This window comes from Pseudomonas sp. Y39-6, from assembly GCF_023651955.1.
In the GTDB taxonomy this organism is placed as follows: domain Bacteria; phylum Pseudomonadota; class Gammaproteobacteria; order Pseudomonadales; family Pseudomonadaceae; genus Aquipseudomonas; species Aquipseudomonas veronii.
The window spans coordinates 5449141-5465124 of sequence record NZ_CP069594.1 but is presented as its reverse complement, the minus strand read 5'-3'; the positions used below and the strand labels follow the sequence as shown (position 1 = coordinate 5465124).

The 15984-nt window shown below is 62.4% G+C and carries 15 protein-coding genes; 13 read left to right on the top strand and 2 right to left on the bottom strand.

The window, feature by feature from the left end; genetic code table 11:
- Nucleotides 1-15: 15 nt before the first annotated feature.
- From JN756_RS24775 to JN756_RS24760, 4 genes are read left to right on the top strand one after another with little or no spacing between them, the layout of a single operon-like run.
- The gene (locus tag JN756_RS24775) at nt 16-486 is read left to right on the top strand and encodes a (2Fe-2S)-binding protein (protein ID WP_046382354.1); all 471 of its coding nucleotides are present in this window, start codon (nt 16-18) and stop codon (nt 484-486) included.
- A complete protein-coding gene (locus JN756_RS24770) occupies nt 483-2804 on the top strand; it encodes a xanthine dehydrogenase family protein molybdopterin-binding subunit (protein WP_046382355.1) in 2322 nt (773 codons plus the stop codon). Before JN756_RS24775 ends, JN756_RS24770 begins: the two co-directional genes overlap by 4 nt.
- Entirely contained in the window at nt 2804-3790 is a 987-nt protein-coding gene (locus JN756_RS24765; protein ID WP_201021455.1) for an XdhC family protein, read from the top strand. The genes JN756_RS24770 and JN756_RS24765 overlap by 1 nt, the downstream gene beginning before the upstream one ends.
- Nucleotides 3787-4371: a nucleotidyltransferase family protein gene (locus JN756_RS24760; RefSeq protein ID WP_108526642.1), complete on the top strand. Its 585-nt coding sequence runs from the start codon at nt 3787-3789 to the stop codon at nt 4369-4371. Before JN756_RS24765 ends, JN756_RS24760 begins: the two co-directional genes overlap by 4 nt.
- Nucleotides 4372-4486: 115 nt before the next feature.
- On the opposite strand, the gene rne is transcribed toward JN756_RS24760, so the two are convergent.
- The gene (gene rne, locus JN756_RS24755; protein WP_201021454.1) at nt 4487-7681 is read right to left on the bottom strand and encodes a ribonuclease E; all 3195 of its coding nucleotides are present in this window, start codon (nt 7679-7681) and stop codon (nt 4487-4489) included.
- 768 nt (nt 7682-8449) lie between these two features.
- On the opposite strand from rne, the gene rluC reads away from it, so the two are divergent.
- The 3 genes from rluC to sppA are packed head-to-tail and all read left to right on the top strand — an operon-like array spanning nt 8450 to nt 11063.
- Complete coding sequence (rluC, locus tag JN756_RS24750; RefSeq protein WP_046382359.1) at nt 8450-9409, top strand: 23S rRNA pseudouridine(955/2504/2580) synthase RluC; 960 nt, start codon at nt 8450-8452, stop codon at nt 9407-9409.
- A complete protein-coding gene (locus JN756_RS24745) occupies nt 9396-10058 on the top strand; it encodes an HAD-IA family hydrolase (RefSeq protein WP_046489270.1) in 663 nt (220 codons plus the stop codon). The genes rluC and JN756_RS24745 overlap by 14 nt, the downstream gene beginning before the upstream one ends.
- Nucleotides 10059-10079: 21 nt before the next feature.
- On the top strand, nt 10080-11063 hold the full coding sequence (gene sppA / locus JN756_RS24740) for a signal peptide peptidase SppA (RefSeq protein WP_057005500.1): 984 nt from the start codon (nt 10080-10082) through the stop codon (nt 11061-11063).
- A gap of 130 nt (nt 11064-11193) precedes the next feature.
- On the opposite strand, the gene JN756_RS24735 is transcribed toward sppA, so the two are convergent.
- On the bottom strand, nt 11194-11772 hold the full coding sequence (locus JN756_RS24735; RefSeq protein WP_201021453.1) for a Maf family protein: 579 nt from the start codon (nt 11770-11772) through the stop codon (nt 11194-11196).
- A gap of 105 nt (nt 11773-11877) precedes the next feature.
- Here JN756_RS24735 and JN756_RS24730 point away from each other — a divergent pair, with 105 nt between their 5' ends.
- The 6 genes from JN756_RS24730 (at nt 11878) to acpP (ending at nt 15881) form a co-directional block, all read left to right on the top strand.
- Entirely contained in the window at nt 11878-12408 is a 531-nt protein-coding gene (locus JN756_RS24730) for a YceD family protein (protein WP_027607804.1), read from the top strand.
- A 13-nt stretch (nt 12409-12421) separates the two neighbouring features.
- A complete protein-coding gene (gene rpmF / locus JN756_RS24725; RefSeq protein ID WP_008152339.1) occupies nt 12422-12604 on the top strand; it encodes a 50S ribosomal protein L32 in 183 nt (60 codons plus the stop codon).
- Nucleotides 12605-12608: 4 nt separating this feature from the next.
- Nucleotides 12609-13619 (top strand): phosphate acyltransferase PlsX, encoded by a 1011-nt coding sequence (gene plsX, locus JN756_RS24720; RefSeq protein WP_079444532.1) that lies wholly within the window; start codon nt 12609-12611, stop codon nt 13617-13619.
- A 126-nt stretch (nt 13620-13745) separates the two neighbouring features.
- Nucleotides 13746-14684: an ACP S-malonyltransferase gene (gene fabD, locus JN756_RS24715; protein WP_046489281.1), complete on the top strand. Its 939-nt coding sequence runs from the start codon at nt 13746-13748 to the stop codon at nt 14682-14684.
- Between the two features lie 24 nt (nt 14685-14708).
- Nucleotides 14709-15452, top strand: coding sequence for a 3-oxoacyl-ACP reductase FabG (fabG, locus tag JN756_RS24710; RefSeq protein ID WP_046382365.1), 744 nt, complete (start codon nt 14709-14711; stop codon nt 15450-15452).
- Between the two features lie 192 nt (nt 15453-15644).
- Complete coding sequence (gene acpP, locus JN756_RS24705; protein ID WP_003175607.1) at nt 15645-15881, top strand: acyl carrier protein; 237 nt, start codon at nt 15645-15647, stop codon at nt 15879-15881.
- Nucleotides 15882-15984: the final 103 nt, after the last annotated feature.

The following is a 15984-nucleotide window of genomic DNA, read 5'->3' as shown; positions in this document are numbered from 1 at the left end:
AGGCGGGCGTGCCCAATGATTACCCTGAAACTCAACGGTCAAGACCATCAACTGGACGTCACCGAGGATATGCCGCTGTTGTGGGCGATTCGCGATGTGGCGGGTTACAACGGCACCAAATTCGGCTGCGGCATGGGCCTGTGCGGCGCGTGCACCATTCATATCGACGGCGCCCCGGCGCGCAGTTGCATCACCCCGATCGGCGCGGTCAAGGGCCAGGCCGTGAGCACCATCGACAACCTGCACACCGACCCCATCGGCCAGGTCGTGCAGCAAGCCTGGCTGGACAGTGCCGTGGCCCAGTGCGGTTACTGCCAGGGCGGGCAAATCATGTCGGCCACCGCGCTGCTGAAAACCAACCCCAACCCCAGCGACGAGCAGATCGAGGAGGCGATGGTCGGCAATATCTGCCGCTGCGGCACCTACAACCGCATCAAGACCGCGATCCGCCAGGCCTCGACGCACCTGCAGGGGGCCAAGGCATGAACCGCTTACCCGCTGATTTCGTCCTCGATAACCTCAGCCGCCGCGGTTTCCTCAAGGGCGTCGGCGCCACCGGCGCGCTGGTGATCGCCGCCAGTTGGGGCCTGCCCGCAGCGTTTGCCGCCGATGCCGCCAAGAAGTATGGCGGCGATGCCATGCCCCATGGGCTGATCGATGACCCCAAGGTCTACGTCAGCATTGCCACCGACGGCACCGTGACCGTGATCTGCAACCGTTCGGAAATGGGCCAGGGCGTGCGTACCAGCCTGAGCCTGGTAGTCGCCGATGAGTTGGACGCCGATTGGGCCCACGTGCGCGTCCAGCAGGCGCCGGCTGACGAAGTGCGTTACGGCAACCAGGACACCGATGGCTCGCGCAGCATGCGCCACTGGTTCGAACCGATGCGGCGTTGCGGCGCGAGTGTGCGCGCGATGCTGGAACAGGCGGCTGCCGAACAGTGGAAGGTGCCGCTGGGCGAGTGCCGTGCGCAGCTGCATAAGGTGGTTCACCAGCCCAGCGGTCGCACCTTGGGCTATGGCGAGCTGGCCGCCGCTGCCGGTGCATTGGCGGTGCCGGCGCGCGACACGCTGCGCCTCAAGCAGCCGTCGGAGTTCCGCTACATCGGCAAAGAGGGCGTCAAGGCCATCGACGGCGCCGATATCGTCAACGGTCGCGCGGTCTACGGCGCGGACGTGCATTTCGACGGCATGCTCTACGCCACCATTGCACGGCCGACGGTGTATGGCGGCAAGGTCAAATCCTTCGATGCCAGTGCGGCGTTGAAGGTGCCGGGGGTGATCAGGGTCCTCGAAATCGAAAGCCGGCCTCTGCCCTCGGAGTTCCAGCCGCTGGGCGGCGTGGCCGTGGTGGCCAGCAACACATGGGCAGCGATCAAGGGCCGCGAAGCGCTGGCGATTGTCTGGGATGACGGCGTCAACGCCGGCTACAACTCGATCGATTACCGCAAGGAACTGGAAGCGGCCGCGCGGCAACCGGGCAAAGTGGTGCGCAACACCGGCACCCTCGAGCAGGCGATGAACGAGGCCGACAGCACTTTGGACGCCGCTTATTATTTGCCGCATCTGGCCCAGTCACCGATGGAACCGATGGTTGCCGTTGCCCGTTTCGACAAGGGCCAGTGCGAAGCCTGGGCCCCCAGCCAGGCGCCCCAGGTGACCCGTGAGCGCGTCGCCGAGCGCCTGGGCCTGCCTTTCGATAACGTGACGATCAATGTCACGCTGCTGGGCGGCGGTTTCGGTCGCAAGTCCAAGCCGGACTTCGTGGTCGAGGCGGCCATCCTCGCCAAGGAATTCCCCGGCAAGGCCGTGCGCGTGCAGTGGACCCGTGAAGATGACATCCACAACTCCTACTTCCACACGGTTTCCGCCGAGTACCTCAAGGCCGGCCTGAACAAGGACGGCCTGCCTTCCGCCTGGCTGCACCGCACCGTCGCGCCGAGCATCACCGCGTTGTTTGCGCCGGGGATGAACCACGAGGCGGCGTTCGAGCTGGGCATGGGCTTTACCAACATGGCCTACGCGATTCCCAACGTGCGCCTGGAAAACCCCGAAGCCGCCGCCCACACCCGGGTTGGCTGGTACCGCTCGGTGTCGAACATCCCGCATGGCTTTGCGATTCAGAGCTTTGTCGATGAGCTGGCGCACAAGGCCGGCCAGGACCCGTTGCAGTACCAACTCAAACTGCTTGGGCCGGACCGTCAGATCGATCCGAAAACCCTGAGCGATGAGTGGAACTACGGCGAATCCCCGGAGCGCTACCCGATCGATACCGCCCGCCTGCGCGGCGTCCTCGAAACCGCCGCCAAAGCCGCCGGCTGGGGGCGCACGCTACCCAAGGGGCGAGGCCTGGGGCTGGCGGTGCATTACAGTTTCGTCACCTATGTGGCGGCGGTGATCGAGGTGGAAGTCAAAGACGACGGCACGCTGATCGTCCACAAGGCGGATATCGCTGTGGACTGCGGCCCGCAGATCAACCCGGAACGCATTCGCTCGCAATTCGAAGGCGCCTGCGTGATGGGCCTGGGCAACGCGGTATTGGGCGAGATCAGCTTCAAGGACGGCAAGGTCCAGCAGGACAACTTCCATATGTATGAAGTGGCGCGCATGTCCCTGGCGCCCAAGGTTGTCGCGGTCCACTTGGTCACGCCACAGGGCGAGGTGCCGTTGGGCGGTGTCGGTGAGCCCGGCGTGCCGCCGATTGCGCCGGCGCTGTGCAACGCGATCTTTGCCGCCACCGGCAAGCGTATTCGCAACCTGCCCGTGCGTTATCAGTTGCAAGGCTGGCAGGAGGCGAAGGCTTGATGGACAGTGTGGATCTGAATGTCCTGCGCAGCGTGCTCGAATGGCGCCGCGCCGGGCAGCGGGTGGTGTTGTACAGCGTGGTCCAGACCTGGGGCAGCGCGCCGCGTCCGCCCGGGGCCATGCTGGCCTTGCGCGGCGACGGGGTGGTGATCGGCTCGGTGTCCGGCGGTTGCATTGAAGACGACTTGATTGCGCGTTTGCAGGATGGTCGGTTGGCGGACGACGGGCCCGCGGTGCAGTTGGTGACCTACGGCGTGACACGCGATGAAGCGGCGCGTTTCGGCCTGCCGTGCGGCGGCACCCTGCGCCTGACCGAAGAGCGCGTGACGGAGTGGCAGTGGGTGGCCGAGTTGCTGGCGCGCTGTGACGCCCATGAAATCGTCGCTCGGGAGCTGGACCTGGCCACCGGCGACGTGAGCTTGAGCCCCGCGAGCAAGACCGACGTGGTGAGCTTCGACGGCGAGCGCCTGCGCGCCATCTATGGCCCGCGCTGGCGCCTGCTGTTGATCGGCGCCGGGCAATTGTCCCGCTACGTGGCGCAGATAGCGCGATTGCTGGATTTCGAAGTGCTGATCTGCGACCCGCGTGAAGAGTTCGTGTATGGCTGGGAAGAACCGCACGGCCGCTTTGTGCCCGGCATGCCTGATGAAGCGGTGCTGAACATCCAGACCGACGAACGCACGGCCATCGTCTGCCTGACCCACGATCCGCGCCTGGACGATATGGCGTTGCTGACGGCACTGAACTCCAATGCGTTCTATATCGGCGCGCTGGGTTCGCGGGTCAACACGCGTAAACGCCGGGAAAACCTGGCGGCGCTGGGGTTGTCTGCGCAGGCGATCGCGCGGTTGCATGGGCCGATCGGTTTGCATATCGGCAGCCATACACCGGCGGAGATCGCGCTGTCGTTGCTGGCGGAAATTGTCGCGATCAAGAATGGCGTGGCGCCGCTGCAGAAAAAGCCGCTGTCGGTGCAGGTTGAATGACCGTCACGGTGATTGTGCTGGCGGCGGGGCAGGGCAGTCGTTTTCGCGCTGAAGCCGGGGCAGATCGGGATAAATTGCTGGCTGAGTGCGTCGGCCGGGACGCAGTGGTGCGGCCGGTGATCGAGCAGGTGCTGGTGAATTTGCCGGCGTGGGCGCTAAAGCGCGTGCTGGTGACGTCGCCCGAGCGGCTTGAAGTCATTCGTCTGGCGCAGGTCCATGGCTGCGAGGTAGTGCAGCTGTGCTCGGCCGGAATGGGCGACAGCATTGCGGCAGCGGTCGCGGCCAGTGCTTCCAGTGATGGCTGGCTGGTGGTGCTGGGTGATATGCCGTTCATCCTGCCGTCCAGTATTGAACGGGTGCTGGAGCACGTGGACAGCATCAACGTGCCGGTGCATGCCGGCCAGTATGGGCATCCGGTTGCGTTTGGACGAGCGTTTGGGCTTGCGTTGATGGCGTTGACGGGCGATCGCGGGGCCAAGCCGCTGTTTGCCCAGGGGCAGGTGCGCGAGATCCAGGTAAACGACCCTGGCGTACTCTGGGATGTGGATCTGCCGCATCTGTTGGATTTCAAACCGCTCTGAAATGTGGGAGGGGGCAAGCCCCCTCTCACATTGAATCTTCGGTGTTTTCAGAATTTGTTGGCATAAAAAAGCCCCGCCTGAGTGATCAGGCGGGGCTTTTCAGTGGCTGATGGAATCAGACGAGGGGTTTAGGCTCGTGCTCTTCTTCCAGGGCCTTTGGGTGGTGCTCTGCCACTTCTTCAACGGAACGCGGGGTCTCGTCGACGATAGGGGCAGCGTGCTCGACCACTTCGGCGACAGCCGGTGCGGCAGCGGCAGCAGCGGCGGCCGCTTCGGCTTCCTTGCGACGACGGCGCACTTCACGTGGGTCGTTCGGCGCACGGCCGTTTTCGGTCAGGGCGCTGGCCGGTGCGGCTTCAACCACCGGGGCGGCGGCTTCGGCAACCACGGGCGCTTCAACCACGGGCGCAGGCTCGGCAACCACTACCGGAGCGGCTTCAACCACTTCGGCAACCGGGGCCGGTGCGGCTTCTACCACGGGGGCAGACGCTTCAACCGGGGCGGCAGGTTCGGCAGTCCACTGGAAGGCGGTCTGTTCTTCGCGAACTTCACGCACGGCCGGGGCGGCGGCTTCGACGACCGGAGCTTCCACGACAGCTTCAACCACTGGCTGTGGCTCAACCACCGGGGCAGGCTCGGCGGCAGCCACTTCTTCTTGCGACTGGGCTTCGCGAACCGGCGCAACTTCCACTTCCGGAGCCGCGGGGGCTTCGATCGGGGTGGTTGCTTCTACGACCGGTGCTTCAACCACTGGGGTCTCGGCGACTGGCGCTTCTACCGCAACGGTTTCTTCGACGGCGGCAGTGGCGCGTTCAGCCTGCTCGTGAGCCTGGGCTTCGGCAGGTGCGCTGATGACCGAGCTGGCAACAGCGGCGGTAACGGCCAGGCCGGCAGCCAGTTCGGTGCTGGTCGGTTCGCTGGTAGCGGCTTCTGCGTTCTCGCCGGCTTCTTCCGAACCTTCGATCACATTGCCGTTGGCGTCACGTTGACGCTCGCGACGGTTGCTGCGACGACGCTGGCCACGGGAGCGGCGGCGCGGACGATCGCCTTCGGCGTTGTCCTGGCCGTCTTCCTGCAGTTGCTCTTCGCCGGTCAGCACTTCTTCTTCGCTGGCGGCAGCCGCCTGCTCGGTACGTGGTTGACGTTCTTCACGCGGTGGGCGCGGTTGACGCTCTTCACGTGGCGCACGCTCTTCACGCGGCGGGCGAGCCGGGCGTTCTTCCTCGGTAGGGGCGGCAACAGCAGCGGCGGCAACGGCTGGCGCAGCGTCCAGCGGCTCGCGCAGTTCACGCACACGTTCTTCACGCTCGCCACGCGGCTTGCGATCTTCACGCGGTGCGCGTGGTGGACGTGGTGCGCGCTCTTCGCGCGGTGCGCGTTCTTCGCGGGCTACGACCGGGGTCTCTTCACGGGCTTCGCGAGGCGCACGCTCTTCACGGGGTGCGCGCTCTTCACGCGGGGCCCGTTCTTCGCGCGGCTTGCGCTCTTCGTCACGGCGACCGTTGCGGTTACGGCTCTGCTGGCGACCGTTGCGACGCTCTTCGTTACGCGCCGGACGCTCGGTGGCAGGTTTTTCGACCACCACCGGTGCCGCAGGCTCTTCCTTGCTGGCGAACAGGCTGACCAGCGATTTCACCAGGCCCTTGAACAGGCTTGGCTCAGGCAGGGCGGCCGGGGCTGCAACCGGGGCAGCCACTTCAACCGGAACCGGTGCGTTGGCACGCGCCGGAGCGGTCTTCACGGCGGCTTCCTGGCGAACCAGGGTGCGGGTCGCGGCGGCTGGCTGGACTTCTTCCACTTCGGCAGCGGCAGCGGCGATTTCGTAGCTGGACTGGCCGCTGTGGGCTTCCGGGCTGTCATCACGCAGGCGCTGCACTTCGAAGTGCGGCGTTTCGAGATGATCGTTCGGCAGGATGACGATACGGGCACGGGTGCGCAGTTCGATCTTGGTGATCGAGTTGCGTTTTTCGTTGAGCAGGAACGCGGCAACCGGGATCGGCACTTGTGCGCGGACTTCGGCGGTGCGGTCTTTCAGGGCTTCTTCTTCGATCAGGCGCAGGATCGCCAGGGACAGCGATTCAACGTCACGGATGATGCCAGTGCCGTTGCAACGCGGGCAGACAATGCCGCTGCTCTCGCCCAGGGACGGACGCAGGCGCTGACGGGACATTTCCAGCAGGCCGAAGCGCGAGATGCGGCCGACTTGCACGCGGGCACGGTCAGCTTCCAGGCATTCGCGGACTTTCTCTTCCACGGCGCGCTGGTTCTTGGCGGGGGTCATGTCGATGAAGTCGATCACGATCAGGCCGCCGATATCACGCAGGCGCAGCTGGCGGGCGATTTCTTCAGCCGCTTCCAGGTTGGTCTGCAGGGCGGTTTCTTCGATGTCGCTACCTTTCGTGGCGCGCGCCGAGTTGATGTCGATGGACACCAGGGCTTCGGTCGGGTCGATCACGATGGAGCCGCCGGAAGGCAGTTCGACCACGCGCTGGAAGGCGGTCTCGATCTGGCTTTCGATCTGGAAACGGTTGAACAGCGGAACGCTGTCTTCGTACAGCTTGATCTTGCTGGCGTACTGCGGCATCACCTGGCGGATGAAGGTCAGGGCTTCGTCCTGGGCTTCGACGCTGTCGATCAGCACTTCGCCGATGTCCTGGCGCAGGTAATCGCGGATGGCGCGGATGATCACGTTGCTTTCCTGGTAGATCAGGAACGGCGCGGAACGATCCAGGGACGCTTCTTTGATGGCGGTCCACAGTTGCAGCAGGTAGTCGAGGTCCCACTGCATTTCTTCGCTGCTGCGGCCCAGGCCGGCAGTGCGGACGATCAGGCCCATGTCGGCTGGAGCGACCAGGCCGTTCAGCGCTTCACGCAGTTCGTTGCGTTCTTCGCCTTCGATGCGACGGGAAATGCCGCCGGCACGCGGGTTGTTCGGCATCAGTACCAGGTAACGACCGGCCAGGCTGATGAAGGTGGTCAGGGCGGCGCCCTTGTTGCCACGTTCTTCTTTTTCGACCTGGACGATGACTTCCTGGCCTTCGCTCAGGACGTCCTTGATGTTCACGCGGCCTTCGGGGGCTTTCTTGAAGTATTCGCGGGAGATTTCTTTGAGGGGCAGGAAGCCGTGGCGCTCGGAGCCGAAATCGACAAAGGCAGCCTCAAGGCTTGGTTCGATGCGAGTAATACGGCCTTTATAGATGTTGGCCTTCTTCTGCTCGCGTGCGCCGGACTCGATGTCCAGGTCGTAAAGGCGTTGGCCATCTACCAGCGCAACACGCAACTCTTCGGGTTGAGTTGCGTTAATCAGCATTCTTTTCATGTTGTACCGTCGGTTTCCGGGCTGCCGGAAACGGCGTTCGGCACACACGACTTCTCACGGTCGGTGTCAGGTGCGTCAAGAGTGGTTGGCCACTCCAGTGTCCAGCAATAACCGGCGAATTGGGCTGGTATCGCGACGGACGCGTCCTGCTTGTTAGCGGTGGTGACAAAGGCACCACTTCAACAAAAGCTAAGGTCAGGAGGAGGAATCAACCGGCGACTGTGGACGAGATGAAGCGTCTATATATAAGCCTAGTGCTACACGGTCCGACGGTTGTGCATCTCCACCCTACACGTATCCCTGATAATTCGGGTGCTGCCGCGCGCAGAATCCGCAGCGGGTTGGCATTTACCGTGTTCTCCAATGGGGAGTCCACGCTCATGGCTAAACAAGACCAAGTGTGGGCGATTGCGCTCTCACTCGGCTCTTAACAGGCGTTGTTTCCGAAGCATTCGCCATGGTGTGTCCCAAGACTGACTGCACTTTGTGAACTGGCCGTAAATATCGGCGCAAAATGCGAGTATTCACTCTGCTTTCTGCACTCGCTTCAGGCCTCATGTCACCTGCGCTTGTTACAATCTCGGGCTTTCCAAGGTAACGAAAGCCCCGTAGGACGGCCTCGCGTCCTGATGAATTGCGAAGGTCAGGGCCGGCAATTTGCCGCAAGTCCTCTGTCCAGGCCGCTTTTGGCGGCGTTCGCGACTATAGCAGTAATGATTAAGTGCTTCAATTCCATAAAAAATTGTTATCATCGCCGACATGACGACTACCGCCCCCCAGACCCCCAGCGTCCAGCTGCTCGAGGTCTCGCCGGAATATGCCGGCCAACGCATCGACAATTTTCTCCTGGCCAGGCTCAAAGGCGTGCCCAAGACCTTGATCTACCGCATTTTGCGTAAAGGCGAAGTGCGCGTGAACAAGGGTCGCATCAAGCCCGAGTACAAGCTGCAGGCGGGCGATATCGTCCGGGTGCCTCCGGTGCGCGTGCCTGAGCGCGACGAACCTGTGCCGCTGGCCCAGGGTCTGTTGCAGCGCCTTGAAGCGTCGATTGTCTACGAAGACAGCAAGCTGATCGTGATCAACAAGCCCTGCGGCATTGCGGTTCACGGCGGCAGCGGCCTGAGTTTCGGCGTGATCGAAGCCTTTCGTCAGTTGCGTCCGGATGCCAAGGAGCTGGAGCTGGTCCATCGCCTCGACCGCGACACCTCCGGCCTGCTCATGATCGCCAAGAAGCGCAGCATGTTGCGCCACCTGCACACCGCCCTGCGCGGCGATGGCGTGGACAAGCGCTACATGGCGCTGGTGCGCGGCAACTGGGCCAGCTCGATCAAGAGCGTGCGCGCGCCGTTGCAGAAGAGCAACTTGCGCTCCGGCGAGCGCATGGTCGAAGTGGACGAGGAGGGCAAAGAAGCCCTGACCCTGTTCAAGGTGCTGCGCCGCTTCGGCGACTTCGCCACCCTGGTCGAGGCCAAGCCGGTCACCGGGCGCACTCACCAGATTCGCGTGCACACCCTGCATGCGGGCCACTGCATTGCCGGTGACACCAAGTATGGCGACGAGGCGTTCTCCAAGGAGATTCGCGACCTGGGCGGCAAACGCCTGTTCCTGCACGCCTACATGCTCACCGTCCCGCTGCCCGATGGTGGCGAATTGAAATTGCAGGCGCCGGTCGATGAGATGTGGGCCAAGACCGTGGAGCGTTTGAGTGCCGCACCTTGACTACAAACTGCTGATTTTCGATTGGGACGGCACGCTGGCCAACTCCATTGGCCGTATCGTCGAGGCCATGCACATGGCCTCGACGCGTTCTGGCTTCGAGCTGTGCAGCGATCTGGCGGTCAAGGGCATTATCGGCCTGGGGTTGCCTGAGGCGATTCGCACCTTGTACCCGCACATCGCTGACGCTGAATTGGTCGCGTTCCGCGAGCATTATGCCGATCACTACATTGCGCTGGAGGCCGAGCCTTCGCCGCTGTTTGATGGCGTGGTGCAGTCCCTGGAAGCGTTCCGCGCCGAGGGTTATCAGCTGGCGGTCGCCACCGGCAAGGCCCGCCGCGGCCTGGACCGGGTGCTCAGGGCCCACGGCTGGGAAGACTATTTCGACGTTACCCGCGCAGCGGACGAAACCGCCAGCAAGCCCCATCCGCTGATGCTTGAGCAGATCCTCGCCCATTGCGGCGTGTCGCCACGCCAGGCGTTGATGGTCGGCGACGCGTCCTTCGACCTAATGATGGCACGCAATGCCGGCATGGACAGCGTGGCGGTCAGCTACGGTGCGCAGGCTGCCGAGGCGCTGCAGGCATACGAGCCCAGGCTGACGATCGATCATTTTTCTGAATTGCAGGCCTGGCTCAGCCGGGCCCACTGAGTCTTTGCTGGGGTAGATGGCATGAGTGATGAGTGGAAAGCGCCCGAAAAGGCCGACAGCAGTGACGACAAGAGTTGGAAGCTGCTGGAGAAGACTCTTCTGGCCAGCGTGCAAGAGCAGCGTCGTTCGCGGCGCTGGGGGATTTTCTTCAAGCTGCTGACCTTTGTTTACCTGCTCGGCATGCTGGTGCTGTTCAGCCCGCTGGTGGACATGGAAAAAACCGCGACCCGTGGTCCCAACTACACCGCCTTGATCGAAGTGCGCGGGGTGATTGCCGACAAGGAGTCCGCCAGCGCCGACAATATCGTCAGCAGTCTGCGCACCGCGTTCGAAGACCCCAAGGTCAAGGGCGTGATCCTGCGCATCAACAGCCCGGGCGGCAGCCCGGTGCAGTCGGGCTACGTGTATGACGAAATTCGCCGCCTGCGCGCACTGCATCCGCAGATCAAGCTGTACGCGGTGATCTCCGACCTGGGCGCCTCGGGTGCGTATTACATCGCCAGTGCCGCTGACCAGATCTACGCCGACAAGGCCAGCCTGGTGGGTTCCATTGGCGTCACGGCGGCCGGTTACGGCTTTGTCGGCACCATGGAGAAGCTCGGTGTGGAGCGTCGCACCTACACCTCGGGCGAGCATAAGGCGTTCCTCGACCCGTTCCAGCCGCAAAAGGCCGATGAAACCCAGTTCTGGCAGAGCGTGCTCGACACCACTCATCGCCAGTTCATTGCCAGCGTCAAGCAAGGGCGCGGTGATCGTTTGAAGGACAAGGACCATCCGGAGCTGTTCTCCGGGCTGGTCTGGTCTGGCGAGCAGGCCTTGCCGCTGGGCTTGATCGATGGCCTGGGCAGTGCCAGTTCGGTGGCGCGGGACGTGATTGGTGAAAAGGAACTGGTGGACTTCACCGTTCAGGAGTCGCCGTTTGACCGTTTCTCCAAGAAGCTCGGCGCCAGCGTGGCGGAGAAGTTGGCCTTGTACATGGGCTTCCAGGGCCCGACCCTGCGCTGAGATCCCAAGGTCTGCGTCGATAAATGTGGGAGGGAGCTTGCTCCCGATAGCAGTGGATCAGCCAGCTTATCTGTAGCTGACCCACCGCAATCGGGAGCAAGCCCCCTCCCACATTTGGTTTTGCGCTGGTTTAAGGGATTTGCACGCCCTCGGCCAGCAGCATATCCACCAGGCGAATCAGCGGTAAGCCGACAAGGCTGGTCGCATCCGGGCCTTCGGTGCTTTGAAACAGGCTCACGCCCAGCCCTTCGGCCTTGAAACTGCCCGCGCAGTCATAGGGCTGCTCGATCCGCAGGTAGCGCTCGACCCGCTCCGCGTCCAGCACGCGCATGTGCACGGTGAACGGCACGCAGTCGACCTGGCAATGCCCGGTCTCGCTGTTCAGCAGCGCCAGCCCGGTGAGGAAGCTGACACGCTTGCCGCTGGCCGCCAGCAGTTGCTCGCGGGCGTTCTCGAAGGTGTGGGGTTTGCCGATGATCCGGTCTTCGAGTGCGGCGACCTGATCGGAGCCGATGATCAGGTGCCTTGGATGGCGGGCGGCGAGGGCGCGGGCTTTCTCTTCGGCCAGGCGTTTGACCAGTTCGACGGCTGACTCATTTGCGCGGTGGCTTTCATCGATATCCGGCGAGCTGCAGATGAACGGTAAGTGCAGGCGGCTCAGCAATTCCCGGCGATAGACCGAGCTGGATGCGAGTAATAAAGGCAGCATGGGCGTCTCCTCAGGGCGACCGGGGATTCTAGCGGGACGACCGGCTGACGCACAGGGCTGAATTTCCTTTGACATGGCTGGGGGCATCCCTATAATGCTGCGCCTATGTTGAATGACCCGATTCCACCTCACGTTGACCCGCGCAAATTGGCTGATCGTGGCACTTCCCTTCAAGGTGAATTGCTGCTGGCCGATTTGGAGAGACTCTGCGACCCGCTTTCCGACACTGTCGGTACGGTGCAGGCCAAATTCGTTTTTGAACGAGATGAACGTAAATCTGTGGTTATTCACAGCTTTATCGACACCGAGGTCAAAATGGTTTGCCAGCGTTGTCTTGAGCTGGTCACCCTGCCGATTCACAGCGAATGCAGTTACGCTGTGGTAAAGGAGGGTGCGAATACCCAGTCGTTGCCGAAAGGTTATGACGTGCTGGAACTGGGCGAAGATCCTTTGGATCTGCATGCACTGATCGAGGAGGAGCTTTTGCTCGCCTTGCCCATTGTGCCTGCTCATCATCCGGAAGAATGCCAGCAGCCGGCGGGCCTCGATGACGAGTCCGAACCGAGCGAGGACGAGGTAACGCGGTCCAACCCGTTCAGTGTATTGGCGCAGTTAAAGCGTGACCCAAACGTTTAGGAGTTAATCAATTATGGCTGTTCAGCAGAACAAAAAATCCCGCTCTGCCCGTGACATGCGTCGTTCGCACGACGCCCTGACGGCAAGCACTCTGTCTGTAGAAAAAACCACCGGTGAAATTCACCTGCGTCACCACGTATCGCCAGAAGGCGTATACCGTGGCCGTAAAGTGATCGACAAGGGCGCTGACGAGTAATCACTTGTCTGCTCAAGTCATCGCGATTGACGCAATGGGCGGGGACTTCGGTCCCCGCAGCATTGTTCAGGCTTGTATTGCCAGCCTGTCTGCTACGCCCTCGCTGCACCTGACCCTCGTCGGTCAACCTTCCCTTCTTGAAGAACTGATTGCCAGCCATCCGGCTGTGGATCGCGCGCGCCTGACGATTACGCCCGCCAGCGAAGCCATCGGCATGGATGAAAAGCCAGCGGTCGCCCTGCGTGGCAAGCCCGACTCTTCAATGCGGGTCGCCCTCGAGTTGTTGCGTGATGGCAAGGTGCAAGCCTGTGTCAGTGCCGGCAATACGGGCGCGCTGATGGCATTGTCGCGGCATGTGCTCAAGACCTTGCCGGGGATCGACCGGCCGGCGATAGTCGCGGCGATACCGACGCAGACAGGCTATTGCCAGTTGCTCGACCTGGGCGCGAATGTCGATTGCAGTGCCGAGCATCTGTTCCAGTTCGCCGTGATGGGCTCGGTGGCTGCCGAGGCGCTGGGTGTGGCTCGTCCGCGCGTGGCCTTGCTGAATATCGGCATCGAAGACATCAAGGGCAACCAGCAGGTCAAGCTCGCCGCCGCTTTGCTGCAAGGCGCGCGGGGGTTGAACTACATCGGCTTTGTCGAAGGCGACGGTTTGTATCGCGGCGAGGCGGATGTGGTGGTGTGCGACGGGTTTGTCGGCAATATCCTGCTTAAATCCAGCGAAGGCCTGGCGACCATGATTGCCACGCGGATCGAGGCCTTGTTCAAGCGCAACCTGGCCACACGCCTGGTCGGCGCCCTGGCGTTGCCGCTGATGCGCCGCCTGCAGGAGGACCTGGCCCCGGCGCGGCATAATGGCGCAAGCTTTCTCGGCTTGCAGGGCATCGTGGTGAAAAGCCATGGCTCGGCGGGGGTGGAAGGCTTTCAGAGTGCGATTGCACGGGCGTTGATCGAGATCCAGGAAAACCTGCCGCGACGCTTGCACGGCCGCCTGGAAGATCTGTTGCCTTAGGCGAATCGGCCCGGGAATGCTTAAATGTGACCGGCCGGTTCAATTGACCATCCAATCTGTCAGTTTCGTGCGCTCCCATCGTAGGAGCGCCTATATCCGACGACCAGATCATTAGGGGCTTGTTACATGTCTACATCCCTCGCATTCGTCTTTCCAGGGCAGGGTTCGCAGTCCCTCGGCATGTTGGCCGAGCTGGGCGCGCAATATCCGCTGATCCTGGAAACCTTCAAGGAAGCTTCCGATGCCCTGGGTTACGACCTGTGGGCGCTGACCCAGCAGGGGCCGGAAGAGCAACTCAATCAAACCGATAAAACCCAGCCGGCCATCCTCACCGCTTCGATCGCCCTGTGGCGCTTGTGGCTGGCGGAAGGCGGCGCGCGTCCGGCATTCGTCGCCGGTCACAGCCTGGGCGAATACAGTGCCCTGGTCGCCGCGGGCAGCCTGACCCTCGCTGAAGCGGTCAAGCTGGTCGAGCGTCGTGGCCAGTTGATGCAGGAAGCGGTTCCGGCCGGGCAGGGTGGCATGGCCGCCATTCTCGGCCTGGATGATGCGGTGGTGATCGCCGCCTGTGCCGAAGCGGCCCAGGGCGAAGTGGTCAGCGCGGTGAACTTCAACTCGCCGGGCCAGGTGGTGATTGCTGGTGCCAAGGCCGCCGTTGAGCGCGCCATCGAAGGCTGCAAGGCCCGTGGCGCCAAGCGTGCCTTGCCGTTGCCGGTGAGCGTGCCGTCGCACTGCGAGCTGATGCGCCCGGCGGCCGAGCGTTTTGCCGAGTCCATCGCCGCCATCAACTGGCAGGCACCGCAGATCCCGCTGGTGCAGAACGTCAGCGCGGCGGTTGCCGCGGATCTCGACACCCTCAAGCGCGACCTGCTGGAACAACTCTACAAGCCGGTGCGCTGGGTTGAATCGGTACAGACCCTGGCCGCCAACGGCGCCACCGAGTTGGTCGAGTGCGGCCCGGGCAAAGTCCTGGCCGGCCTGAACAAGCGCTGCGCCGACGGCGTGTCGACCTCCAACCTCAATACCCCGGATGCCTTTGCGGCCGCTCGCGCGGCACTGGCCTGAACCCCGAACTTAGGAGAAGCCTGCATGAGTCTGCAAGGTAAAGTTGCACTGGTTACCGGCGCAAGCCGTGGCATTGGCCAGGCGATCGCCCTGGAACTGGGCCGTCAGGGCGCCGTCGTGATCGGCACCGCCACTTCCGCCGCGGGCGCCGAGCGTATCGCCGCGACCTTGAAGGAAAACGGCGTGCAGGGCACCGGCCTTGAGCTGAATGTGACCAGCGATGAGTCCGTGGCTGCCGTACTGGCCGAGATCACCGCACAGTTCGGCGCGCCGGCGATTCTGGTGAATAATGCTGGTATCACCCGCGATAATCTGATGATGCGGATGAAAGACGACGAGTGGCATGACGTCGTCGACACCAACTTGAACAGTCTGTTTCGCCTGTCCAAGGGCGTTTTGCGCGGCATGACCAAGGCGCGTTGGGGTCGAATTATCAATATTGGCTCCGTAGTGGGTGCCATGGGCAACGCAGGCCAAGTAAACTATGCCGCGGCGAAAGCCGGTCTGGAAGGTTTCAGCCGCGCACTGGCGCGTGAAGTCGGCTCGCGGTCGATTACGGTCAACTCGGTGGCCCCTGGGTTCATCGACACCGATATGACCCGCGAACTGCCGGAAGCACAGCGTGAAGCCTTGCTGACGCAGATTCCGCTGGGCCGTCTGGGCCAGGCTCAAGAGATCGCGAATGTGGTCTCTTTCCTGGCATCCGACGGTGCGGCATACGTGACTGGGGCTACAATCCCGGTTAACGGCGGGATGTACATGAGTTAAATTGTGACGGATCGCTTCAAAAAAATGTCATACGAGCTGTCTAAAATCCGTTATAAAGCTGCAACTTAATTTATACGCGGGTGGCCGACCGGGTACGGGGTGAACCTTTCAGTTGAAAAGCTGAAATGGCTTTCTATACACTTACCCACTGGCCAGCTGCCTGAATTTGTCCATTAGGAGTGAAAACAAGGTATGAGCACCATCGAAGAGCGCGTCAAGAAAATCGTTGCCGAGCAACTGGGCGTTAAAGAAGAAGAAGTGGTCAACACCGCTTCCTTCGTTGAAGACCTGGGTGCCGACTCCCTTGACACCGTTGAGCTGGTGATGGCTCTGGAAGAGGAATTCGAGACCGAAATCCCGGACGAAGAAGCTGAAAAAATCACTACCGTTCAAGCTGCAATCGACTACGTTACCAGCCACCAGGCGTAATAGTTTGTAGTCGTCGCTTGCTGTCAGGGAAAAACCGCACTGCTGTAACGGCGTGCGGTTTTTTCTTTAGCTCTGATGAAAAGTGATTCTGAAGCAAAGTGTC

Excerpts from the sequence above, each read along its gene's own strand:
- rluC (WP_046382359.1), top strand. The coding sequence starts at position 8,450 with ATGACGACTACCGCCCCCCAGACCCCCAGCGTCCAGCTGCTCGAGGTC.
- rne (WP_201021454.1), bottom strand. The coding sequence starts at position 7,681 with ATGCTGATTAACGCAACTCAACCCGAAGAGTTGCGTGTTGCGCTGGTA.
- JN756_RS24735 (WP_201021453.1), bottom strand. The coding sequence starts at position 11,772 with ATGCTGCCTTTATTACTCGCATCCAGCTCGGTCTATCGCCGGGAATTG.
- fabG (WP_046382365.1), top strand. The coding sequence starts at position 14,709 with ATGAGTCTGCAAGGTAAAGTTGCACTGGTTACCGGCGCAAGCCGTGGC.
- fabD (WP_046489281.1), top strand. The coding sequence starts at position 13,746 with ATGTCTACATCCCTCGCATTCGTCTTTCCAGGGCAGGGTTCGCAGTCC.
- JN756_RS24765 (WP_201021455.1), top strand. The coding sequence starts at position 2,804 with ATGGACAGTGTGGATCTGAATGTCCTGCGCAGCGTGCTCGAATGGCGC.
- JN756_RS24770 (WP_046382355.1), top strand. The coding sequence starts at position 483 with ATGAACCGCTTACCCGCTGATTTCGTCCTCGATAACCTCAGCCGCCGC.
- rpmF (WP_008152339.1), top strand. The coding sequence starts at position 12,422 with ATGGCTGTTCAGCAGAACAAAAAATCCCGCTCTGCCCGTGACATGCGT.
- JN756_RS24775 (WP_046382354.1), top strand. The coding sequence starts at position 16 with ATGATTACCCTGAAACTCAACGGTCAAGACCATCAACTGGACGTCACC.
- JN756_RS24760 (WP_108526642.1), top strand. The coding sequence starts at position 3,787 with ATGACCGTCACGGTGATTGTGCTGGCGGCGGGGCAGGGCAGTCGTTTT.
- JN756_RS24730 (WP_027607804.1), top strand. The coding sequence starts at position 11,878 with ATGTTGAATGACCCGATTCCACCTCACGTTGACCCGCGCAAATTGGCT.
- acpP (WP_003175607.1), top strand. The coding sequence starts at position 15,645 with ATGAGCACCATCGAAGAGCGCGTCAAGAAAATCGTTGCCGAGCAACTG.
- sppA (WP_057005500.1), top strand. The coding sequence starts at position 10,080 with ATGAGTGATGAGTGGAAAGCGCCCGAAAAGGCCGACAGCAGTGACGAC.